Genomic DNA, 20,589 nt, shown 5'->3' with positions numbered 1-20,589 from the left:
CTGTGGAGGCATTGTCGTCCGGTGTGCCGGTGTGCCACTCTGCCGGCCATGATCGTCAGGGTGAGTGAGGCGCACGTACGTCCTGAACGCTTCGAAGCGTTCCGCGACATGATCGTGTCCGCGGTGCGCGAGTTTCCCGGCCGCTACCCGGGGCTGGTGGACCACGAGGTGCTGCTCGCACCGCCCGACTCCCTGCTGTACGTCAGCCGCTGGCGCAGCGAGGAGGACCTGGTCGCCTACGCGGGCGAGCACTGGCGTGACCGGCCCGTGGTTCTGCCGGGTGAGGACGAGTACCTGGTCGCACCGCTTCAGGTACGGCACTTCACGCTCGCGTCGTTGAGCTGACTCCTGCCGCGAGGACTTCGGCCGCTGCCGGCTGAGCACGGCCACCCGGCCGGCAGGTGCGCCCGGGCCCTCGCCGGTGATGCCGCACACGCACGCCGGCCTGCCCTCCGTGGTGCGACCCGCCGTCATGAGCCCTGAACCGTCAGCACCACGGAGAGGACATACACGGGCTTAACGGATGTTTTGGGCATGATGCTCCATGCTGGTTCGTGCCGCGTCAGCCCCCGCCCCGGGGCGCCGTCCCTCGGCCGGGGCGGGACTTCCGCGGATCCGACCGACGGAGGACCATGTACAGCCAGGATCACACCCGTCCGGCCTCTCCGACCCGGCGTGCCGTGCTCGGCGCCGGGATCGCAGCGGCGGGATCCGCGCTGTCCACTGCCTGCTCGGGCAGCGGCGCGGACCACGCAGGCGACGCCGGACGGGAGGCCGACCACCTTGGCGCCGAAGGCTCCGGCGTCGCGGACGGCAAGAAGCTCCGGCCCACCTGGACACCCAGCCCCGAAGGCAAGCTCCGAGGTCTCACTGTCACGGCCACGCCGGCCACGGTCGGGATCGGCGGCGGACGCACCGTCAGGACCTCGACGTACGACGGCGAACTGCCGGGCAAGGAGGTGCGGATCACCGCCGGCGACACGCTTCAGCTGACGCTCGCCAACCATCTGCCCGAACCCACCACGGTGCACTGGCACGGGATCGCCCTGAGCAACGACATGGACGGCGTGCCCGAGGTGACGCAGCCGCCCATCAAGCCGGGCGGCTCGTTCACCTACCGCTTCCGGGCGCCGCACCCCGGCACGTACTGGTTCCACCCGCACCTGGGCCTGCAGATCGACCGCGGGATGTACGCGCCGCTGATCGTGGACGACCCCCAGGAGCCGCTTTCCTACGACGCGGAGTGGATCGTCCTGCTGGACGACTGGATCGACGGGGTCGGAGGCTCCAGCCCCGAGGACGTCTTCGACCAACTCCGCAAGGGCAAGCCCGCCATGGGTCACGGCTCCGCCCACAAGCGTGGGGGCGGTCACGGTGCCGGGACCGTACCGTCCAGACCCTCGGGCGGAGTCGCGGCCGGGTACGGTCCGCGGGCGGCCCGCGTGCCGGAGCGGGACGACGCCTCCCCCGCTCCGAATCGGAGGAAGGGGCCGGGCCGGCTGATGACGGGTGCCCGCAGCCCGTTGCTCGGGGGCCACGCCGGCGACGTCGCCTACCCGCACTACCTGGTCAATGGACGCACACCCGACGACCCGGCCCAGTTCAGGGCCAGGGCCGGCGACCGGATCAGGCTGCGCATCATCAACGCGGGCGCCGAGACGCCGTTCCGTGTGGCACTCGGCGGCCACCGGATGACGATCACCCACAGCGACGGCTTCCCCGTGCGCCACCACGAAACCGACTCGCTGCTCCTCGGCATGGGCGAACGGTACGACGTACTGATCACCGCGAAGGACGGCGTCTTCCCGCTCACCGCACTCGCCGAAGGCAAGAACGGCGCCGCCATGGCCGTCCTGCGTACGGCAGGAGGCGCACTGCCCGGTCCCACCACCCGCCCCGCCGAACTGTGGCGCGAGGTTCTGCCGTCAGCGCGCCGGCTCAGGCCCCACGAATCCGTCGAACTCGACCGGCGCAGGCCCGACCGGATCCTCAAACTCACCTTCACCGGGGGCATGGAGGACTACGACTGGGGCATCGACCACCGCCCCTACTCGCCCGACCGCGTCCACCGCGTCGAACGCGGCGAACGCGTACGGCTCGTCGTCGTCAACGCGACCGACATGTGGCACCCCGTCCATCTCCACGGCCACACCTACGCCCTCGCCGGCATCGACTCACGAGGGGCCCGCAAGGACACGGCCACCGTCCTGCCGCACAACAAGCTCGTCCTCGACTTCGACGCCGACAATCCCGGGTCGTGGATGCTCCACTGCCACAACATCTACCACTCGGAATCCGGCATGATGACCACGCTGGCCTACCGCACCTGAGCCGCCCACCAGCGCCCGGCTGCCGTGCCGTCGGACCCGCTCGGCGCCTGCCTCCGGGGTTCGAAAGGCGCGACGGTGGGTGTCGGCGGGAATCGACCACGCCGGAGCGCACGGACCCGGCCCCGGTCCTTCCGGCCCGCCTCACATTCTTAGGGACCTCCATGCAGCACGTCACCCTGAACAACGGCGTCGAGATGCCGATCCTCGGCTTCGGCGTCTACCAGATCCCGCCCGAGGACACCGAACAGGCCGTCTCCGAGGCCCTCGCGGCCGGTTACCGCCTCCTCGACACGGCAGCCGCGTACGGCAACGAGGAGGCCGTGGGCCGGGCCATCAGGGCCGGCGGCATCCCGCGCCAGGACCTGTTCGTCACCACCAAGTTGTGGGTGCAGGACGCGCCTGCCCAGCAGAACACGCGGCGCGCCTTCGAGACCTCGCTGGCCGCGCTCGGCCTGGACCACGTCGACCTGTACCTGATGCACCAGCCCTACGGGGACGTCTACGGCCAGTGGCGCGCCCTGGAGGACCTGAACCGTGAGGGCCTCGCCACAGCGATCGGCGTCGCCAACTTCTACCCCGACCGGCTCGTCGACCTGATCCTCAACAACGAGATCACGCCCGCGGTGAACCAGGTCGAGACCCACCCGTTCTTCCAGCGCACCGCCGATCAGGCACTCATGCGTGAGCGTGGTGTGCAGATCCAGTCCTGGGGCGGGTTCGCCGAGGGGAGGAACAACCTGTTCACCAACCCGCTGCTGCGCGGGATCGGCGAGAAGCACGGCAGGTCCGTGGCGCAGGTCGTGCTGCGCTGGCTCGTCCAGCGCGGCGTCGTCGCGATCCCGAAGTCGGTCCGGGCCGAGCGGATGGCGGAGAACATCGACGTCTTCGACTTCGAACTCACCGACGACCAGATGGCAGCCGTCGCCACCCTGGACACCGGGTCCTCGCTGTTCTTCGACCACCGCGACCCGGCCGTGGTCGACCGGCTCGCGAAGAGCCGCCTCGAAGGCTGACCCGGTGGGGAACGGGCCGGGGCCCCGACACCCGGGCACGGCGCCCGTTCCGGCCGTTCCGGATGCCGAATGGGCCGGGAGACCGGACCATCCAATCAGTGGCGTGTGTGAGGACAGAAGCGGCACCGGGCGTGGCTACCCGCCATGTGCGCAGGTCGGCGTACCACGCGGACCAGCGGGTACACGCGCACCACCGAGGAGGTTCTATGGCCATGCTGGAACGGTCCGCGACCATCACGAGCCGAACGGCGGACGCGCCCGACGAAACGGCTGACACCGGCTGCCCGCCCGAGAGTTCGCGCGAGCGGGTCAATCGCCGGTGGAACGAGATCCTTCAGGAGACCCGGGTCGCACAGACCGGGGTCCAGATTCTGTTCGGCTTCCTGCTGAGTCTGGCCTTCACACCGGCCTTCCGTGACCTCGCCACCTTCGACCGCGGCGTCTACGTCGTCACCGTGGTGCTCGGCGCCTCGGCGACGGGGGCGCTGATAGCGCCGGTGTCGATCCATCGCTTCCTGTCCGGACTGCGGATGAAGCACGAGGTCGTGGAGGCCGCGAGCCGGCTGATGGTCTGCGGCATGGTCCTGCTCGCCCTCACCATCGGCTGCACGCTGCTGTTGATCCTCCACGTCGTGCTTCCGAGCCTCCTGGGGGAACTGCTCGTCGGCGGCGTCATGTTGTGGTTCGTGCTGTGCTGGTACGTGCTGCCCCTCCGTCTACGCCGCAAGGCCGTCCGGCGGGACAAGGCCTGACCTGCGGCGGCCGGAGACGTAGCGCCCGGGGCCCGTCGACCGCGACGGGTCGGACAGCGCCAGACCGACGTGGAGCGATCGTACGGCCGGTGGACCAACGGCAATTGACGTCACGTCAAGGTGAAGTCACGGCGCGGTGACGCGCTTTCGGGACGTGACGGTCTCGCCCCGGACGGCGCGAGGGTCGCCTCGGCGCTGTCCAGCAGCATGTGGGGCAGGACGGCGGAAACGGCTGTGCCGAGCCTGGCGAGCACCGTGTCTGGGTGAGTCCCGTGCCGATGAACAGCGCCCGCCGAGGACGTGTCCTGGGCGGGCGCAGGGGTGTCTAGGCGGGAGTGATGTTCTCTGCCTGCGGGCCCTTCTGGCCCTGGGTGACGTCGAACTTGACCTTCTGGCCTTCCTGGAGCTCACGGAATCCCGAGCTGGCGATGTTCGAGTAGTGGGCGAAGACGTCCGGGCCGCCGCCGTCCTGCTCGATGAAGCCGAAGCCCTTTTCAGCGTTGAACCACTTGACTGTTCCGGTAGCCATGTTGCCCTCCAAGGGGACTCGAATCGGTTCCGCACTGTGCGGGAACCGGAGGTGATCGCCCTGGTTCTCAGAGACTGTGAACAGCAGAATCGCCCGTGTACGCGTACTCACGGGCGACCGGTACTTCGGAACCATGACAGCTGGCCCTGACGCTACACGGACAGCTCCCCACTCTCCACGAGAGCTCCCACGTATGGACCACCGTGAGGATCACGATGCCGTGGTCGCCGGTGTGCGCATCGTCAGCTCCTTCGCGTTGAAGCCGCGAGGCGCGGCCACAGCCGCTCGAGGTCGCGGGTGACCCGCTCGGCCATGGTGTATGCCGGTCGCACAGCTGACACCCGCGAGCGTCGCGCCGTGGTGCTCGCGCGCGGCCCGCAGCCGGGGCCCGATCGCGGCCAGTGTGCCGTCCACGTCGTCGAATGCCACCTTTCCCTCTCCTTCTTGCCGTGCCGCTCCCCCGCTCTGTGCGGTTTTGCCGGAATGGCAAGGCTGATCGCGTCGGGTGGGTGCCGCGCCGCGTGATCGATGGGTCGTCGGAAAGCTGTGATGTACGGAGTACGGGTCGGCTGGTCGGAGGTGGAGAACAGCATGGGCTTTGTCAGCCTCGTCAACGAGCCCGGCCCGCAGCATGACCAGGCGGGTGGTCGGCGTTGCGGTGGGAGGCACCGGCAGCGAATCGCGCGGCGGCCTCCAGCCGGATCCGCTCGCGAAACGCCTGAACGTTCAGGCGTCAGCCCACCACCTTGCAGATATCTCCCACAACCGGCATACCGCGCCGATCACACATCGTCAGCCCCTGCCGACATCACGCTTCCAAGGTCAGTAGCGCCAAATGGCTTCGTCTTCCAATGAGTTCGGCCCTGCCACTGCCCCCCATGAGCCCATTAGGGTGGCCCCGTGGCCGACGCGAGCATGGACAGAGTGAACCGCTTCCGGGCCGAGGCGTCATCCCGGGGTCTGCCGTCGGAGGAGGTGGAGGAATGGATATGTGTCGCCCGTCCGGCGGTGTACTTGGCGGAGGGCGGTAACGGTCCCCTCGTGGCCCAGGTCGGCGGCGACCCCATGCTGCCGCAGGGCGTGCCGAGGCCGTCCGATCCCTTCGTGGCCTCCGTCGACCTCGCGGCTCTCCCGCCGGGCGGCACCGGCCTCCCGCTCCCCGCCGACGGCCACCTGCTCCTCTTCTCCGGCACCGATGTGCACGGCATCGGGGGCCAGGTGTCCGACGCGGTGCTGTACGTCCCCGCCGGGACCCCGACAACCTCGAGCCCCCTCGCACACAGCTGGCGCGAGCCGTACCGGCCGCGTGAGCTCCGCACGGTCTGGCACCAGCCGAGCGCGCAGATGCCGGAGAGCTTCGCCCTCGACAGGTGGGGCGACTTCCCCGAGGACGAGCAGTTCGAACTCGCCGACGAACTCGGTGACGCATGGGCACACGTGGGCGGCTACCGCCCTTCCTGGGCCTTGCAGATCGGCGGTCACCCGGTCTCGCCCCAGAACGACCCCGTCCACTACGCCCGTGATCCGGAGGAGGCCGAACCCTCCGAGCAGGGCGGTACGGCCCACGGAGAGGGCGCCGACGACTGGGCTCTCCTGGCCACCTGGAGTTGCGGCGACGATGTCACGGAACTGGACTCCGGCGTGGCCCACTGGGTGGTCCGCCGCCGGGACGTGGCGGCCCGCCGCTTCGACCGGGTCCACCGCTACGTCGAAATGGCCTGACCGCGCGGGGCGGGGACGGTCGGCTCCGCGACGCTCATCAGCTGCTCTCTCCGCCACGCCCACCCGGTCCGTGTCGTCGCCGTGACGATCGGTCTGCCCGGAACCCGTAGGGAGGCGGGCGGTTCATCGGCCATCGGATCGCGGGGCCGGTCCGGCGCCGGGAACGCGGGGCTCGCCCGCCGCCTCCCGTGGCCCTGCGGGAGGGCTCAGCGGAGCAGCAGGTCGCGGATCGCCTCCGTGATCTCGTCGGGCGCCTCCTCGGCCATGAAGTGCCCCGCGCCGGTCAGCCGGTGGTCCAGGTCCGGCGCCCACGCGTTCCAGACCGCGGCGGCGTCGTAGCCCAGTCGCGCGCCCCAGTCCTGCTGGACGACTGTCACGGGCATGGCCAGCTGGGAACCGGCGTCCTGGTCCGCCTGGTCGTGTGTTATGTCGATGCCCGCCGAGGCCCGGTAGTCCGCGACGATCGACGGCACGGCGGCGGCGCTCGCCCGCAGATATGCGGACCGGACCGGTTCCGGCATGGCGGCCGGGTCCCCGGCCCAGGCGTCGAGGAAGGAGCCGAAGTAGGCGTCGGCGCTGTTGGCGATCATCGTCTCCGGCAGCCCCGGCGGCTGCGCCATGAGGAACAGGTGGTAGCCGACCGCCGCCGGAACACCGTGCAGGACGTTCCACATGTCCAGGGTCGGCACGACGTCAAGGATGCCCAGGTGTGTGAGGGCCTCGGGATGGTCCAGTCCCGCCCGGAAGGCGACCAGGGCGCCCCGGTCGTGGCCGACCAGGGCGAAGCGCTCATGGCCCAGCGCCGCCGCCAGGGCGACGACATCGGCGGCCATGGTGCGCTTGGAGTACACCTCAGGGCCGGTGGCCGCCGGCTTGTCGCTGGCACCGTAGCCACGCAGGTCGGGACAGATCACCGTGTGCTCGCCGGCGAGCCGCTCGGCGACATGCCGCCACATCAGATGGGTCTGGGGGAAGCCGTGCAGCAGAACGACCGGGCTGCCGCTGCCGCCGACGGCGGCAACCAGCTCCACTCCGTCGGTGCCGGGCAGACGGACACGGTCGAAGCCGGGGACGGTGAGAGTCATGAGAGGCCCTTTCCTGGGATCGGAGGACCGGCGAAAGCCTGGGTCCGGGGACTGACGGGATCAGCATGGGCGACGGCGATCAGCAGCCGATCAGTACGCTTCGACGCCGCCGACCCGCGGCACGGAAGATGGGGGCATGCGAATCGACGTACTCGGTGCCGTGCGGGCCCTCAACGACGACGGCACCCCGGTCGACCTGGGCGGACCCCGCCACCGTGAAGTACTCGCCCGGCTTGTCGCCGCCGGGGGACGGATGGTCGCCACCGACACCCTCGTGGACGACCTGTGGGCCGAGCCGCCGGTGCGCGCCGTGGGTGCGTTGCGTACGTTCGTCGCCGCGCTGCGCCGCGCTGTCGAACCCGGCCGGCCGCCCCGCACCCCGCCGCGCGTCCTCGTCACGGAAGGCCCCGGCTACGCGCTGCGCCTGCCGCGCGACACCGTGGACGTCCACCGGTTCGAGGACGCTCTGGTCCGCGCCCGGCGTACACCCGAGGCGCTGACCGACCTCGACGCGGCCCTCGCTGCCTGGCGCGGCCCCGCCTATGCCGACGTGGCCGGCTCCGCGTGGGCCCAGCGCGAACGGACCCGGCTGGAGGAGCTGAGGCTGGAGGGTGTGGAACTGCGCGCCCGCCTCCTCCTCGACTCCGGTTCAGGAGCCGAGCTGGTCGCCGAACTGGGCGCCCACGTCACCGAACACCCCTGGCGTGAACCGGCCTGGGGGCTGCTGGCCCGCGCACTGCACCGGGCAGGCCGTCAGGCAGACGCACTGGCCACCCTGCGCCGCGCCCGCACGATGCTCGCGGACCAGCTCGGGCTCGATCCGGGTGCAGGCCTCCGGCGACTGGAGACGGACATTCTCCGCGGAGCTACGACGCTCCAGCCCCCACGTACCGTCTGGACCGCAGGCGTACGACTCGGACCGCGCACCACCGTGGAACTGGCGCGCACCCTGGCCCTGGCGGGTGGTGACGCCCTCATCCACTCGCGGCGCGACCGCCTCGCCGCCGTCCAGGCGGCGGAGCGCACCGGAGACATCGCCCTGACCGCCCGCGTCATCGGCGCCTACGACGTGCCCGCCCTCTGGAGCCGGGCCGACGATCCCGATCAGTCCCACGCAGTCGTCGCGGCGGCCGAGCGTACGCTCACCGCGCTCGGCACCGACAGCCCCGCCGAACTCCGCGCCCGCCTGCTGGCCACCGTCGCGGTCGAGAGCCGCAGCGCCGATCTGTCCGCCGTCGAACGGAGGCGCGCCGGGCAGGCGGCGCGCGAGGCCGAGGCGCTGGCCCGGGAGCTGGACGATCCCGCCCTGCTGGTGTTCGCCCTCAACGGCGTGTTCCTCCAGTCCTTCACCCGGCCCGGGCTCGCGACGGCGCGGGACATGATCGGCTCCGAGATCCTCGACCTGGCGACCCGGCACGAGCTGCCGGACTTCGCCGTGCTCGGCCGGCTCATCCTCCTGCAATCCGCCTCCGCCCTCGGCGACCTCGACGCCGCGACGGCACACGCCGAGGCAGCCGAGCAGCTCGCCGTCAGCACCGAGGCCCTGCTCGTCCCCGTCCTCACCGGCTGGTTCCGGGCCCGGGCCACGGCCGCCCGCAGTACCGAACCGGGCGGGCCGACCGCCGCCACGGCCGCAGCGCAGTACCGCGCCGCCGAAGACGCCCTCGCGGAGACAGCGGGCATGCCGGGGCTGCACCGGGGCCTGTTCGCCCTCGCCCTCCTGGGCCTACGTCTCCTGCACGACCGTCCCGCGCCCACCGATCCCGCCCTCGACTGGGGCCCGTACCGCCCTCGGACACACCCCTTGGTACTGCTCGCCCGCAACCGCGACGAAGAGGCCCGTACAGCCCTGACCATGACGCCCGAACCACCCCTTGATCACATGCAGGAGGCACTCTGGTGCCTGACCGCCCACGCCGCCGCCCGCCTCGGCGAGCGCCCGGTCGCCGCCCGCGCAGCAACGGCCCTGCGCGCCGCCCGCACCGAACACGCGGGCGGCGCAAGCGGGATGCTGACGCTGGGGCCGGTGGCCCGGTACCTGGCGGAGGCGGAGGCATGCGCCGACAACAGATGACCGACATCGTCCGCGGCCTGACGTCACGTCACGGTGAAGTCACGGCGCGGTGACGCCCTTTCGGGACGTGACGGTCTCGCCCCGGGCCGTCGCGAGGGTCGCCTCGGCGCTGTCCAGCAGCATGTCCAGCGCGTGCGGATACGCGCTCTCGTTCATGCGGTCGACGAGCAGCGGCGCGGTGGCGGCGATGTTCGGATGGGTGTCGGCCGGCAGCCGGGCATAGGTCGCCTGCCAGACCCTCTCGTCAGCGGTCCGGGCCGTGTCCGGAAGAGCCAGGCTCGCGGCGTCGAGCGCCGCGAAGGCGAGCGTCTGGTCGATGAAGGCCTGGTAGATCCGCACCGCTTCCGGATCGGGGAATCCGGCGGAGCGCAGTACGCCGAGGATCGTCTCGTCGGCGGCGATCTCGTTCGCCCGGCCACTGACCCGGCTGGCCGTGAGGACGGCGGCCTGCGGGTGCGCGAGATAGGCGGAATGGATCCGCAGCCCGAGATCTCGCAGATCGCCTCGCCAGTCGCCCACGGACCGCCGGCCGCGCATCGCCCGGCCCATCAGCTCGTCGGCTATCGCCAGCGTCAGATCGTCGGTGCCGCGGAAGTACCGGTACAGGCTGCTCGGGTCGGCTCCCAGCGCGGTGCCGAGGCGCCGCACGGTCAGCCCTTCCCGGCCGTGCTCCTTCAGCATCCGCAGCGCCGTTTCCACGATCAGCTGCTCCGAGAGGACGACGCCGTTCTTGGTGGGCCGCCTGCGGCGGCGCGCCGATTCCGTCACCACCTGCTTGGCCATGAGGCCTCCCTCCGTCCCCGTCGAGCTTATGCCAACGCCATTGACGTGTTGTGACGAGGACGCCTTTCATGGCGGCACAGGGCTGCTCCTGGCCCCCCGACGAAAGGCGTGTCTGATGCGAATACTGCTGGTCGGCGCGGGCGGTGTGGGCACCGCGATCACCCGGATCGCCGCCCGCCGCTCCTTCTTCGACCACATCGTCGTCGCCGACCACGACCTGCCGCGCGCCGAGGCGGCGGTCGCCGCGCTCGGCGGGGACGGAACCCGTTTCAGCGCGGTCCGGGTCGATGCCGGCGACCGGGAGGCGGTCACCGCGCTGCTCGCGGCCGAACGGTGCGACGTGCTGCTGAACGCCACCGATCCGCGATTCGTGATGCCGCTCTTCGAGGCCTCGCTCGAGGCGCGGGCCCACTACATCGACATGGCGATGTCCCTGTCGTACCCGCACCGCGACCGCCCCTACGCGGAGTGCGGGATCAAGCTCGGTGACGCGCAGTTCGAGCGTGCCGCGGACTGGGAGAAGGCCGGGCGGCTGGCGCTCGTCGGCATGGGGGTCGAGCCGGGGCTCTCCGACGTGTTCGCCCGGTACGCGGCGGACGAACTGTTCGACACGATCGAGGAGATCGGCGTCCGCGACGGTGCGAACCTCACCGTCGACGGTTACGACTTCGCCCCCTCCTTCTCCATCTGGACCACCATCGAGGAGTGCCTCAATCCGCCGGTCATCTGGGAGAAGGGCCGGGGCTGGTTCACCACGGCCCCGTTCAGCGAGCCGGAGGTCTTCGAGTTTCCCGAGGGCATCGGCCCGGTCGAATGTGTCAACGTCGAGCACGAGGAGGTGCTGTTGATCCCGCGCTGGGTGGACGCCGGGAGGGTCACGTTCAAGTACGGGCTCGGTGACGACTTCATCGAGACCCTGAAGACGTTGCACAAACTCGGCCTCGACCGCACGGACAAGGTGACCGTCCCGGGCGGGGCGCAGGTGTCCCCACGCGACGTCGTCGCCGCCTGCCTGCCGGACCCGGCCACGCTCGGCGACCGGATGCACGGCAAGACCTGCGCCGGCACGTGGGTGAAGGGGACCAAGGACGGCGCTCGGCGCGAGGTGTACCTGTACCACGTGGTCGACAACCAGTGGTCGATGCGCGAGTACGGATCGCAGGCCGTCGTCTGGCAAACGGCGGTCAACCCGGTCGTCGCCCTGGAGCTCGTCGCCGGCGGCGTGTGGGCGGAATCCGGCGTCCGCGGCCCGGAGGCGCTCCCGCCGGTGCCCTTCCTCGACCTGCTGAGGGAGTACGGCTCTCCCTGGGGCCTGCGCGAGCAGTGAGAGCAGTGGCCGGATTCCCGTCCGCCGGCGTCCCCGGTGAGCCGGACGGGAATCCGAGGAGCCCATCTCGCCCGAAGAGGCGACCGGTTCACGGTGGGTGGGCGACCGGTTCGCCTGTGCCGGAGGGGAGAACGCGGCCGACCCCGTCGCATAACCTCGTGCATGGAGACGTCGGATGCCACGGGTGTCCACCTTGAGGAGGCGATGGTGCTCGGAAGAGGCACGCTGTTGCTCGCGGGCGCCGCGATCGTGGCCTGCATGGTGCTCCTCGGCCCCAGCACACCGAGCGGCGCCCTTTTCGCCAGGTCACTGCCCGTCGAAGCCGCCAAGGACGTCGTACCCGGCCGGGTCATGACGTGGAACATCTGCAACCCCTGCGACGCGCGTAACGTCGACCGGGCAGCGGAGATAGCCACGTACGCGCCCCAGGTCATCGGCCTGCAAGAAGCGTGCGTGCGTGACGTCGAGGGAATCCGGGACCATCTGGCGAGACGTCACGGACTGGTCTACCACGTCGCGTACGGAACGGTTCTTCGGAATTGGGGCCGCTGCGGTGGAGCGCCGTGGAGCCCGGGGGCCTACGGCCAGGCGATCCTCTCGGCGGCACCGATGACGGACCGTGTCAGCGTGGAGTACCCCGACGGAGGGTCCGAAGACCGCGGGTACGTGGCCGTCACCACCACGGTGGGCGGCAAGCCCACCCGGGTCTTCAACACGCACCTGGCCCAACGACGCCAAGAAGCAGTGCGAGCAGGCCAGGTCGACGTCCTCGCCGCGGACGTCGACCGGCACGACCGCGCGATCGTTCTCGGCGACTTCAACGCTGTGCCGGATGCTCCCGAACTGACCGGGATGTGGGCGCTGGCCGCGGATACGGACCGCCACTGCCCTCCCTCGTCCGCCGGCACCTGCGAGCCGACCACCGACTGGCGGAGCAAGTTCGACTACATCTTCCTGCGAGGCATCGCGTCGCTCGAGCACGGCGTGCATCCCACCCCGCACTCGGACCACCATCTGCTGCACGCCGACCTCGACCCCACCAGGGGCGAGGGCATCCAGCAAGCCCTGCCGACATCGGTCGCCTTCACAGCCTCACGTCCGTCGGCCGACCGGCAAGGCGGCTGACAGCGAGGTGGATCAGGCACCGCCCGGTCGCCGCCACCTTCCGCACCCGGTGAGGGGCGCCGTCGTGGCAGATCCCGCCGAAGCCGGGACCGCTGTGAGCGAGGGCCCGGCGAGGACGGGCGTCACCGGTTCGGCGCAGTCCCGGTCGCCGGAGCGGCCGAGCCGCGCAGACCGGCGGCCGCCTACTGCGGCTTGGTCGCGATCTGGATCAGGTTGCCGCAGGTGTCGTCGAAGACGGCGGTGGTGACGGGGCCCATCTCCAGGGGCTCCTGGGTGAAGCGGACGCCGAGACCGCGCAGGCGCTCGTACTCCGCGTTCACGTCGTCGACGGCGAACTGGGCGAGCGGGATGCCGTCCCCGACGAGCGCGTCGCGGTAGGTCTTGACGGCCGGGTGACCGGCCGGCTCGAGGAGGAGTTCGGTGCCGTCGGGCTCGTCGGGCGAGACGACGGTCAGCCACCGGTCCTCCCCGCCCACGGGGACGTCGTGCTTCTTCACGAAGCCGAGGATCTCGGTGTAGAAGTGCTCGGCCTTGGCCTGGTCGTCGACGAAGACGCTGGTCAGATGGATCTTCATGGGGTGCTCTCTTCCGGTCGGGACGTGTCCGACACGAGCCATCGCTCGGCGATCTGCCGCAGCGGGGCCGTGTTCAGGTCGTGGAATTTGTAGCGGCCCTCGCGCCTGGTCCCCACGAGCCCGGCGGCCTCCAGCACGGCGAGGTGCTGGGAGACCGCCTGACGCGAGATGCCGAGCCGGTGCTTCATGCTCAGTCGGGAGCAGATCTCGAACAGTGTCTGTCCGGACTTATCGGCGAGCTCGTCGAGGATCGTGCGGCGGGTGGGGTCGGCCAAGGCTTTGAAGATGTCGTCGGCCACGACCACAGCATAGGCAAGTATTCACTTGCCTATCAAGTGGAGGTGCGTCTCCCGCTGAGTCGGCCCGTCGTCCAGCCGTTCGATGTCACGTGCGGGACGAGTCGCGGGCCTTCTCCGGTCGGTCGGGCCGAGGCACCTCGGGTGACCGCCGGGCGGCCGGTCGCATATGCGCCCATCGGCCACGGCGACACCCGCGCAACGATTAGCGTGGTCTTCGGCGGACGCGCTACTCGACCGGGAGGTCCTGACATGGCCAGTAAGTTCACCGAGCTTGCGATCGACTGTGCCGATCCCGCCGGTCTCGCCCGGTTCTGGTGCTCGGTCCTCGACTACGAGGTGCAGGACGAAGACGACGGAATCGTCACCATCGGCCCCCCTGCGACGCCTGAGAGCAAGAACCGACCGGGCCCGGTGCCACCGGTGTTGACGTTCGCGCGCGTACCCGAGGGCAAGACCGTCAAGAACAGGCTCCACATCGACGTCAACCCCACCGACAGGGAGCAGGACGAAGAGGTCCGTCGTCTGCTCGACCTGGGGGCGCGGCACGCCGACGTCGGCCAGACGGGCGACGAGAGCTGGGTCACCCTTGCCGACCCGGAGGGCAACGAGTTCTGCGTTCTCGCGAGCCGCCGCCCCTGATCGGAGGCCGCACCACGCGCCGGACCTCCATGGACGCAAGGGGCGCCGCGTACGGGGGGCGGGCACCGGCGGGCGGGGCGGCAGGGCGGCGAACTTCTCGCACCAGGCGGCGCGGGCGGCCAGGTCCTGGGGGCGGATCGCGTGCGACGGGATCCGGGCACCGGCCCATCGCCGCCGGCCCGGCCCGCCCGTGGCCGGGGTCGATCCTGAGCTTGCCGGACATCGCCGCGCGGGCGCTATCCGATCGCCGCCCGCCGCAGCTCGGCGATCGAGCCGCTGATCGCGTCGGCCAGCCCGGCGATCCCGGGGAGCGCTTCGGGATCGGTGCAGATCCCCACGCCGACCGTTCCCGCGTAGGAGATCGCCGAGACCCGAAGCGCGTGGCGTTGCGCCGGTTCGGCGACCGAGTAGAGCCTCTCGATCCGTCGGCCGGTCACCGCGAGAGCCGCGCGCGGGCCCGGCACGTTCGAGATCGCGAGGCTGAACTCGTGCGGGCCGGCGGCGATGCGCTCGAGGGCGCGCTCGAGCGGTGGGCAGCGGGCGAGCGCGTGGAAGAGGTCGTAGAGCTCCTGGGCGTCGCCGGCGACCTTGCGGGCGGCGGTCCCGGCACTGATCCGATCGAGACGGGCCAGCGGGTCGGCCTCGGCGAGCGGCAGGTCGACGTTCAGGAACGAGTCGCGGTTGCCGAGTTCGGCCGGACCCTCGTCGCGGTGGTGGAGGCTGACCGGCACTTGGGCCCGCAGTCTGCCGACGCGCTCGCCGGCGGCCGCCAGCCAGGCGCGCAAGCCGCCGGAGACCGAGGCGAGCAGGACGTCGTTGACCGTGGCCCGGCCGGGTCGCGAAGCACCGATCGCCTTCAGCTCGACGAGCGGCGCGGTGGTGAAGGCGAGCTCGCGCGCCGTGCCGATCCTGCGGTCGAGCACCGAGTCCTTCGCCCGGTGCCCGAGCTCCCGCAGGAGCGTCGCCGGAAGCCGGCGCACTTCGTGGCCGCGCGAGCCTGCCGCCGCGGGCACGGCAGCCCCACCACGAGGCGGCGACGGCACGTCACCCGACGGCTCCCACACGACTTCGTCGAGGAAGCGCAGGCAGCTGATCCCGTCGGCCATCGCGTGGTGGATGCGCGCGACGACCGCCTCGCGGCCGTCGGCGAGCGGGCCGAGGACGTCGAGCGCCCACAGCGGGCGACGGTGGTCGAGGCGTTCGGACATCAGCTCACCCGCCGCCGCCCAGACGCCCCGCTCGTCCGTCCCGGCGGTGCCGTCGCGGCGGCGGACGTGTGCGGCGATGTCGAACTCGTCGTCGGTGACCCAGTGGGCGGCGGGGAGCGCCACCCGCTCGCGGCCGCGTGATCCGGCCTCGAGCCTGGCGTCGACGCTCTCACGCAGTCGGTCGAGGTCGAGCGGGGCGTCGCTCGGCTCGAGCATGATCATCTTCAGCGTATGACCGGCGATCGCCGCCGACTCGAGTGCGAGGAGCCGGGCGTCGTCGGGACTGAGTCGATGCGATCCCTCCACGCGCCGACCCTACGTCCCGGAGCGCTGGTTCGTCCGGATTGTCGCGGTCTGGGTGACGGCCGGCCGAGCGCGACCGCATCCGAACCGACCGACGTGGCGCCGGGGTGGGAACGAACCGCCCGGCTCCGTCTGCGACGCCCCTTCGGTCGGACCCGGGGCCGCCGGTGTCCGGTCGGCATGCCCCCAGGACGGTTCGGACTGCCGCACGGGAGGGGGCCGGCCGTGGAGCGGTGGCCCGACACGGCGACGGCCAAGGGGGCGTCAGTTGCCGACCCGGCCGGCACCGGCAGCTTCAACGACCGGCTCGAATCGAAGCGTTCGAACCGGCTCGACGAACCTCTCCTAGGCCGGCGGGACGTACGTGGTGCCCTGCCGCGCGGCTGTGCGCAGTGCCGCGACGACGGCCGTGGTCGTCGGGTTCGCGGTCCCGGTGCGGCGGGTCGCGGCGAACAGGAGGCGCAGGATCGGGAGGTCTTCGACGGGCGCCGTGCGGATTCCGGGCGTGGTCGGGTCGATGGCCGTCCGGGGGACGAGCGCGGTGGCGAGGCCGGCCCGTGCGAGGGTGAGCTGGGCGGCGATGTCGGCGGTGACGTAGCGGGGCGTGGGTGTGAAGCCGGCCTGGTGGCAGGCCTGCAGGATGGCCTGACCGCAGTCCGTGGTCGGCGGCGGCACGGCGAGATCGTGCGTGGCCAGTTCCCGCAGGGTGACGGGCCGCTCGTCGGCCTGTTCGGCTGCGGTGACGACGAGCAGCGGATCGTCGAGCAGCGGTGAGACCTCGATCCCCCGGGGTGTCGCATCGGTCAGGTGGTGATACCGCTGCCCCAGCACGACATCGACGGTGCCGAGCGTGAGTTCCCGCAGTTGCGCCTGGTCGGTGACAAGGCACGTCACGGTGAGCTGCGGGTGGTGCGAGCCGAGTGCGGTGAGCGCGGGGGCCACGATCCTGGCGACGGTGGACGGCAATGCGGCGAGCGTGGCGGTGGCGCTGGCGGGACGGCCCGTGATGCCGGCGGAGGAAGCCGCCGCCTGTTACGCGGGGGCCGTCCGGACGTGGGGACGCGCCCACATCCCCGGCGACGTCGACGTGGAGCACTTCAACCACCTCGCACAGCAGCTGATCGACGCCGCCGACGCCGACGCACTGCCCCTGTTCGCCGGCTGGCGCGCGCAGCCCTGCCCCGACAACAACCCGGTCGGCGCGGCCATGCAGCGCGTCCACGTACTACGGGAACACCGTGGCGCGTGCCATCTGGCGGCGGTGCGCCTGTGTGGGCTGGGCGCCCGAGCGGCCATGGTCGTCAACCTCGGTGCCGAGCAGGCGAGCCACTACGGCTGGCAGGAGCCGCCTGCCGTTACCGCGGCACAAATCCCCCGGCTGCGGCGTGCCGAGCGAGTCACCGACGAGATGCAAGCGCCGCTCTACGCCACGCTGACCGAACGGCAACGTGGCGAGTTCGCCCAGCTCGTCGAGGCGTTGACCGCGTCCTGACCCCCTGGCCGTACCTCAGCGCCGGGCCAGGGCCAGCACACTCAGGCCGAACATCAGGACACCCAGAGGGAGATGGACCGACGGGACGTGCGCGATGCCCAGCACGACCTGGACCGAGGCGAGTACGAGGAAGCCTGACGCGTGCCGGACGGGCCGGAGGGAGCCGCCACCCGGCTTCCACGCCAGCACCGCCGCGAGCACGTACAGCATCGACGCCCCGTACATCACACGGGCTCCGACACTGTGCAGCACTTCTCCGTAGGAGGAGGTCATCAGCAGGCCGGCGGAGACCGCCTGGAGGAAGATGGTCAGGGTCTGCAGGGTGATCGCGATCTGCAGGAAGGAGGAGACGCGCTGCGCGTTCGCCGTCGCCGTCACCTGAGTGGCCATTCCACAGTCCTCTTTTCCGCCCTCGGGCAGTAGATCGATAAGGTCTCATCAACCCGACGACGCGGGCCTGCGAAAGGTAAGGCGAGGGGCGGACGCAGCATGGGGAGTGCCAGGACCAGTACGGACGGGACAGCCGACGAGCGCCGCCAACTGATCAATGTCGCTTACCGGTTGCTCGGTTCGGTCACCGAGGCCGAGGACGCCGTACAGGATGCCTACGCACGCTGGTACCGACTGCCGCGAAGCCGGCAGGAGGAGATCCTGTCCCCCGGCGCCTGGCTGACGACGGTGACCGGCCGCATCTGCCTGGACCTGCTCGGCTCGGCGCGGGCCCGCCGTGAACGCTATGTCGGTGCGTGGCTGCCCGAGCCGCTGCCCGACCGCACCGAGTGGGGCCACGCGGGCGGCGGCTCGACCGGCCCCGCGGACCCCGCCGACCAGATCGTCCTGGACGAGTCGGTGGCCATGGCCTTCCTCGTCGTCCTGGAGTCGATGACGCCCGCCGAGCGGGTGGCGTTCGTCCTGCATGACGTCTTCCGGTACCCGTTCGCCGAGATCGCCGACGTTCTCGGCCGGACGCCCGTGGCCTGCAAGCAGCTGGCGGCCTCCGCCCGTCGGCGGGTGGGCGTCGACCGCGCTCCGGTGACGGCGACCGGCCGGGCCGACGTGGTGAGGCACATCAAAGAGGCATGGGAGACCAAGGACATCGCAGCCCTCGTCGGTCTCCTCGACCCGGCCGCCGTGATGACCGCCGACGGCGGCGGCATGGTCGGCACCGTCCTGCGCCCTGTCGAGGGCGGCGTGCGCATCGCCCAATACATGGTCGCCATCGCCGTCAAGGCTCCGGGGCTCGAACTCCTTGAGCGGTCGGTCAACGGTGTGCCGGGCCTGGTGGCCCAGCGTGCCGGCGTCGTCATGACCGTGGCCTCGTTCGACGTCTCCGAGGGGCGCGTCACCCGGGTCTGGGCGGTCCGCAACCCGGAGAAGCTGCGGCCGTGGGCGCGGGAGAGTCAGCCGGACGGTTTCGTCGGGATCCGGCCGCCGCGGGGCCCGGCGGGCGGGCGATGACGCGGAACAGGGCGGCGCAGACCGACGCGGTGTCGGAGTACGCCGCCCTGGGGCGGTGCGAATCGCGGGAGGCTGCCCGCGCTGTCATGCAGGCTACTTCGGGTCGCTGTTGAACTTGGCGGCCGACCAGAAGTAGCCGAGGACGGCGAGGCCCAGGCACCAGGCGAGGGCAAGCCATCCGTTGTGGCCGATCTCGGTGCCGAGGAGCAGGCCGCGGAGAGTCTCGATGGCGGGGGTGAAGGGCTGGTACTCGGCGATCGGCCGGAACCAGCCCGGCATCGAGTCGACCGGGACGAAGGCGCTGGAGATGAGCGGGAGGAGGATCAGCGGCTGCGCACTGTTGGCGGCCGCTTCGGCGTTGGGGCTGGCCATTCCCATGCCGACCGCGACCCAGGTCAGCGCCAGGGCGAACAGTGTGAGCAGTCCGAACGCCGCCAGCCACTCCAGGGCGGTGGCGTTCGTGGCCCGGAAGCCGATGGCCACGGCGACGGCGCCGACGAGGACGACGCTGGCGATCGACTGGAGCACGCTGCCGACGACATGTCCGATGATCACCGATCCTCGGTGGATCGCCATGGTCCGGAAACGGGCGATGATGCCCTCGTTCATGTCGGTGGCGACGGACACGGCCGCCCCGATCACCGTGCTGCCGACGGTCATCAACAGAAGGCCAGGGACGAGATAGGCGATGTACGCCGAGCGGTCGCCGCCGCCGAGGCCTCCGCTCATCACGTCGCCGAAGATGTAGACGAAGAGCAGCAGCAGCATGATCGGCGTGAGCAGGAGATTCAGGGTGAGGGACGGGTAGCGGCGCGCGTGCAGCAGATTGCGGCGCAGCATCGTGGAGGAGTCGCGTACGGCGAGGGCGAGGGAGCTCATCCCACAACCTCCTTGGTCTGGTCGGGGACGGCGGCGGTGCCGCCGGTCAGGGCGAAGAACACGTCGTCGAGGTCGGGGGTGTGCACGGTCAGTTCGTCGGCCTCGACGCCGGCGGAGTGCAGCCGGTCGAGGATGGAGCGCAGGTCGCGCTGGGTGCCGTCGCTGGGGATCTGCAGCGCCAGCGCCTCGTCGTCCCGGGTGACCTCGCGCAGAGCGGATGCGGCGCTCCGGTACGCGGTCGGGTCGGAGAACCGGATGCGGACGTGGCCGCCGGGGATCAGCCGCTTGAGCTCCTCGGAGGTGCCCTGGGCGGCGATCCTGCCGTCGTTCAGCACCGCGATGCGGTCGGCGAGTTGGTCGGCCTCCTCCAGGTACTGGGTGGTGAGGAAGACGGTCACGCCGCCCGTGACGAGCTCGCGGATGATCTGCCACATGTTGTGGCGGCTACGCGGGTCGAGGCCGGTGGTGGGCTCGTCGAGGAAGATGATCCGCGGGTCGCCGACGAGGGTCATGGCGATGTCGAGGCGGCGCTTCATGCCGCCGGAGTAGGTGGAGGCGGGCTTCTTCGCGGCGTCGACCAGGTCGAAGCGCTCCAGCAGTTCGGCGGTGACCCGCCGGCCGTCGCGCTTGGGCAGGTGGTGCAGAGCGGCCATGAGGAGCATGTTCTCCTCGCCGGTGATCAGGCCGTCGACGGCGGAGAACTGGCCGGTGACGCCTATCTTGGCGCGGATGGCCTGGGGCTCGGCGGCGAGGTCGTGACCGCCGACGCGGATCTCGCCGGAGGCGGGGTCGGGGGAGATGAGGGTGGACAGGATCTTGACGGCGGTGGTCTTGCCGGCGCCGTTCGGGCCGAGCAGGGAGAAGACCGTTCCTTCGGGGACGTGCAGGTCGACGCCGTCGAGCACGACCTTGTCGCCGTAGGACTTGCGTAGCCCGTTCGCCGCGATGGCCGGGTTGGTCATGATGCGTGCTCCTCAGAGGCTGCGGGTAAAGGCT

Annotated in this window: 22 protein-coding genes; 11 read left to right on the top strand and 11 right to left on the bottom strand. The window is 71.1% G+C overall.

The window, feature by feature from the left end:
* Window positions 1-48: 48 nt before the first annotated feature.
* The 4 genes from AB0K36_RS16310 (at window position 49) to AB0K36_RS16295 (ending at window position 4,095) form a co-directional block, all read left to right on the top strand.
* Window positions 49-345 carry an antibiotic biosynthesis monooxygenase family protein gene (locus tag AB0K36_RS16310; protein WP_364594106.1) on the top strand — a complete coding sequence of 99 codons (297 nt, stop codon included), beginning with the start codon at window positions 49-51 and terminating at the stop codon, window positions 343-345.
* A gap of 287 nt (window positions 346-632) precedes the next feature.
* Window positions 633-2,330 carry a multicopper oxidase family protein gene (locus AB0K36_RS16305; protein WP_364594103.1) on the top strand — a complete coding sequence of 566 codons (1,698 nt, stop codon included), beginning with the start codon at window positions 633-635 and terminating at the stop codon, window positions 2,328-2,330.
* 161 nt (window positions 2,331-2,491) lie between these two features.
* The gene (locus tag AB0K36_RS16300; RefSeq protein WP_364594100.1) at window positions 2,492-3,343 is read left to right on the top strand and encodes an aldo/keto reductase; all 852 of its coding nucleotides are present in this window, start codon (window positions 2,492-2,494) and stop codon (window positions 3,341-3,343) included.
* Window positions 3,344-3,555: 212 nt separating this feature from the next.
* Window positions 3,556-4,095, top strand: coding sequence for a DUF6328 family protein (locus tag AB0K36_RS16295; protein ID WP_364594224.1), 540 nt, complete (start codon window positions 3,556-3,558; stop codon window positions 4,093-4,095).
* A 325-nt stretch (window positions 4,096-4,420) separates the two neighbouring features.
* Here the strand turns inward: AB0K36_RS16295 and AB0K36_RS16290 are convergent, their stop codons facing one another.
* Window positions 4,421-4,624 carry a cold-shock protein gene (locus tag AB0K36_RS16290; protein WP_143600196.1) on the bottom strand — a complete coding sequence of 68 codons (204 nt, stop codon included), beginning with the start codon at window positions 4,622-4,624 and terminating at the stop codon, window positions 4,421-4,423.
* A 210-nt stretch (window positions 4,625-4,834) separates the two neighbouring features.
* The gene (locus AB0K36_RS34715) at window positions 4,835-5,053 is read right to left on the bottom strand and encodes a hypothetical protein (protein ID WP_435877871.1); all 219 of its coding nucleotides are present in this window, start codon (window positions 5,051-5,053) and stop codon (window positions 4,835-4,837) included.
* A gap of 471 nt (window positions 5,054-5,524) precedes the next feature.
* On the opposite strand from AB0K36_RS34715, the gene AB0K36_RS16280 reads away from it, so the two are divergent.
* Window positions 5,525-6,346 (top strand): DUF1963 domain-containing protein, encoded by an 822-nt coding sequence (locus tag AB0K36_RS16280; RefSeq protein ID WP_364594096.1) that lies wholly within the window; start codon window positions 5,525-5,527, stop codon window positions 6,344-6,346.
* Window positions 6,347-6,552: 206 nt separating this feature from the next.
* Here the strand turns inward: AB0K36_RS16280 and AB0K36_RS16275 are convergent, their stop codons facing one another.
* Window positions 6,553-7,431 (bottom strand): alpha/beta fold hydrolase, encoded by an 879-nt coding sequence (locus AB0K36_RS16275; RefSeq protein WP_364594093.1) that lies wholly within the window; start codon window positions 7,429-7,431, stop codon window positions 6,553-6,555.
* Between the two features lie 136 nt (window positions 7,432-7,567).
* On the opposite strand from AB0K36_RS16275, the gene AB0K36_RS16270 reads away from it, so the two are divergent.
* Window positions 7,568-9,505 (top strand): AfsR/SARP family transcriptional regulator, encoded by a 1,938-nt coding sequence (locus tag AB0K36_RS16270; protein WP_364594090.1) that lies wholly within the window; start codon window positions 7,568-7,570, stop codon window positions 9,503-9,505.
* A gap of 39 nt (window positions 9,506-9,544) precedes the next feature.
* Here the strand turns inward: AB0K36_RS16270 and AB0K36_RS16265 are convergent, their stop codons facing one another.
* Window positions 9,545-10,288, bottom strand: a complete 744-nt coding sequence (locus tag AB0K36_RS16265) for a TetR/AcrR family transcriptional regulator (protein WP_364594087.1) — start codon at window positions 10,286-10,288, stop codon at window positions 9,545-9,547.
* Between the two features lie 115 nt (window positions 10,289-10,403).
* Between AB0K36_RS16265 and AB0K36_RS16260 the strand changes: the two genes are divergently transcribed.
* Together AB0K36_RS16260 and AB0K36_RS16255 are read left to right on the top strand one after the other, a co-directional pair.
* Window positions 10,404-11,615, top strand: a complete 1,212-nt coding sequence (locus AB0K36_RS16260) for a saccharopine dehydrogenase family protein (protein WP_364594084.1) — start codon at window positions 10,404-10,406, stop codon at window positions 11,613-11,615.
* A 162-nt stretch (window positions 11,616-11,777) separates the two neighbouring features.
* A complete protein-coding gene (locus AB0K36_RS16255) occupies window positions 11,778-12,740 on the top strand; it encodes an endonuclease/exonuclease/phosphatase family protein (RefSeq protein WP_364594081.1) in 963 nt (320 codons plus the stop codon).
* 182 nt (window positions 12,741-12,922) lie between these two features.
* On the opposite strand, the gene AB0K36_RS16250 is transcribed toward AB0K36_RS16255, so the two are convergent.
* Window positions 12,923-13,315, bottom strand: coding sequence for a VOC family protein (locus AB0K36_RS16250; RefSeq protein ID WP_189475340.1), 393 nt, complete (start codon window positions 13,313-13,315; stop codon window positions 12,923-12,925).
* A complete protein-coding gene (locus AB0K36_RS16245; RefSeq protein WP_364594078.1) occupies window positions 13,312-13,614 on the bottom strand; it encodes an ArsR/SmtB family transcription factor in 303 nt (100 codons plus the stop codon). The genes AB0K36_RS16250 and AB0K36_RS16245 overlap by 4 nt, the downstream gene beginning before the upstream one ends.
* Before the next feature lie 249 nt (window positions 13,615-13,863).
* On the opposite strand from AB0K36_RS16245, the gene AB0K36_RS16240 reads away from it, so the two are divergent.
* Window positions 13,864-14,253 (top strand): VOC family protein, encoded by a 390-nt coding sequence (locus AB0K36_RS16240; protein WP_364594075.1) that lies wholly within the window; start codon window positions 13,864-13,866, stop codon window positions 14,251-14,253.
* A gap of 236 nt (window positions 14,254-14,489) precedes the next feature.
* Here the strand turns inward: AB0K36_RS16240 and AB0K36_RS16235 are convergent, their stop codons facing one another.
* Both AB0K36_RS16235 and AB0K36_RS16230 read right to left on the bottom strand, forming a co-directional pair.
* Entirely contained in the window at window positions 14,490-15,767 is a 1,278-nt protein-coding gene (locus AB0K36_RS16235; RefSeq protein ID WP_364594073.1) for a wax ester/triacylglycerol synthase domain-containing protein, read from the bottom strand.
* A 342-nt stretch (window positions 15,768-16,109) separates the two neighbouring features.
* Window positions 16,110-16,730 carry a LysR substrate-binding domain-containing protein gene (locus AB0K36_RS16230; RefSeq protein WP_364594070.1) on the bottom strand — a complete coding sequence of 207 codons (621 nt, stop codon included), beginning with the start codon at window positions 16,728-16,730 and terminating at the stop codon, window positions 16,110-16,112.
* Here AB0K36_RS16230 and AB0K36_RS16225 point away from each other — a divergent pair.
* Entirely contained in the window at window positions 16,720-17,256 is a 537-nt protein-coding gene (locus AB0K36_RS16225; RefSeq protein ID WP_364594067.1) for a helix-turn-helix domain-containing protein, read from the top strand. The genes AB0K36_RS16230 and AB0K36_RS16225 overlap by 11 nt on opposite strands.
* 15 nt (window positions 17,257-17,271) lie before the next feature.
* Here the strand turns inward: AB0K36_RS16225 and AB0K36_RS16220 are convergent, their stop codons facing one another.
* A complete protein-coding gene (locus AB0K36_RS16220) occupies window positions 17,272-17,646 on the bottom strand; it encodes a hypothetical protein (RefSeq protein WP_364594064.1) in 375 nt (124 codons plus the stop codon).
* Between the two features lie 99 nt (window positions 17,647-17,745).
* Between AB0K36_RS16220 and sigJ the strand changes: the two genes are divergently transcribed.
* Window positions 17,746-18,714, top strand: coding sequence for an RNA polymerase sigma factor SigJ (sigJ, locus tag AB0K36_RS16215; RefSeq protein ID WP_364594061.1), 969 nt, complete (start codon window positions 17,746-17,748; stop codon window positions 18,712-18,714).
* Between the two features lie 93 nt (window positions 18,715-18,807).
* On the opposite strand, the gene AB0K36_RS16210 is transcribed toward sigJ, so the two are convergent.
* Both AB0K36_RS16210 and AB0K36_RS16205 read right to left on the bottom strand, forming a co-directional pair.
* A complete protein-coding gene (locus AB0K36_RS16210) occupies window positions 18,808-19,593 on the bottom strand; it encodes an ABC transporter permease (protein WP_364594058.1) in 786 nt (261 codons plus the stop codon).
* The gene (locus AB0K36_RS16205) at window positions 19,590-20,555 is read right to left on the bottom strand and encodes an ATP-binding cassette domain-containing protein (RefSeq protein WP_364594055.1); all 966 of its coding nucleotides are present in this window, start codon (window positions 20,553-20,555) and stop codon (window positions 19,590-19,592) included. The genes AB0K36_RS16210 and AB0K36_RS16205 overlap by 4 nt, the downstream gene beginning before the upstream one ends.
* Window positions 20,556-20,589 lie beyond the last annotated feature (34 nt).

Origin of the sequence: Streptomyces kurssanovii (assembly GCF_040677245.1) — a bacterium.
In the GTDB taxonomy this organism is placed as follows: domain Bacteria; phylum Actinomycetota; class Actinomycetes; order Streptomycetales; family Streptomycetaceae; genus Streptomyces; species Streptomyces kurssanovii.
Note: the sequence above shows the minus strand (reverse complement) of the source record. Positions and strands in the feature narration are given on the sequence as shown.

What these genes read in the sequence shown, in the direction of transcription:
- AB0K36_RS16270 (WP_364594090.1), top strand. Translation starts at nt 7,568, where the DNA reads ATGCGAATCGACGTACTCGGTGCCGTGCGGGCCCTCAACGACGACGGC.
- AB0K36_RS16260 (WP_364594084.1), top strand. Translation starts at nt 10,404, where the DNA reads ATGCGAATACTGCTGGTCGGCGCGGGCGGTGTGGGCACCGCGATCACC.
- AB0K36_RS16295 (WP_364594224.1), top strand. Translation starts at nt 3,556, where the DNA reads ATGCTGGAACGGTCCGCGACCATCACGAGCCGAACGGCGGACGCGCCC.
- AB0K36_RS16255 (WP_364594081.1), top strand. Translation starts at nt 11,778, where the DNA reads ATGGAGACGTCGGATGCCACGGGTGTCCACCTTGAGGAGGCGATGGTG.
- AB0K36_RS16265 (WP_364594087.1), bottom strand. Translation starts at nt 10,288, where the DNA reads ATGGCCAAGCAGGTGGTGACGGAATCGGCGCGCCGCCGCAGGCGGCCC.
- AB0K36_RS16275 (WP_364594093.1), bottom strand. Translation starts at nt 7,431, where the DNA reads ATGACTCTCACCGTCCCCGGCTTCGACCGTGTCCGTCTGCCCGGCACC.
- AB0K36_RS16310 (WP_364594106.1), top strand. Translation starts at nt 49, where the DNA reads ATGATCGTCAGGGTGAGTGAGGCGCACGTACGTCCTGAACGCTTCGAA.
- AB0K36_RS16305 (WP_364594103.1), top strand. Translation starts at nt 633, where the DNA reads ATGTACAGCCAGGATCACACCCGTCCGGCCTCTCCGACCCGGCGTGCC.
- AB0K36_RS16240 (WP_364594075.1), top strand. Translation starts at nt 13,864, where the DNA reads ATGGCCAGTAAGTTCACCGAGCTTGCGATCGACTGTGCCGATCCCGCC.
- AB0K36_RS16250 (WP_189475340.1), bottom strand. Translation starts at nt 13,315, where the DNA reads ATGAAGATCCATCTGACCAGCGTCTTCGTCGACGACCAGGCCAAGGCC.
- AB0K36_RS16205 (WP_364594055.1), bottom strand. Translation starts at nt 20,555, where the DNA reads ATGACCAACCCGGCCATCGCGGCGAACGGGCTACGCAAGTCCTACGGC.
- AB0K36_RS16290 (WP_143600196.1), bottom strand. Translation starts at nt 4,624, where the DNA reads ATGGCTACCGGAACAGTCAAGTGGTTCAACGCTGAAAAGGGCTTCGGC.
- AB0K36_RS16300 (WP_364594100.1), top strand. Translation starts at nt 2,492, where the DNA reads ATGCAGCACGTCACCCTGAACAACGGCGTCGAGATGCCGATCCTCGGC.
- AB0K36_RS16210 (WP_364594058.1), bottom strand. Translation starts at nt 19,593, where the DNA reads ATGAGCTCCCTCGCCCTCGCCGTACGCGACTCCTCCACGATGCTGCGC.
- sigJ (WP_364594061.1), top strand. Translation starts at nt 17,746, where the DNA reads ATGGGGAGTGCCAGGACCAGTACGGACGGGACAGCCGACGAGCGCCGC.
- AB0K36_RS16220 (WP_364594064.1), bottom strand. Translation starts at nt 17,646, where the DNA reads ATGGCCACTCAGGTGACGGCGACGGCGAACGCGCAGCGCGTCTCCTCC.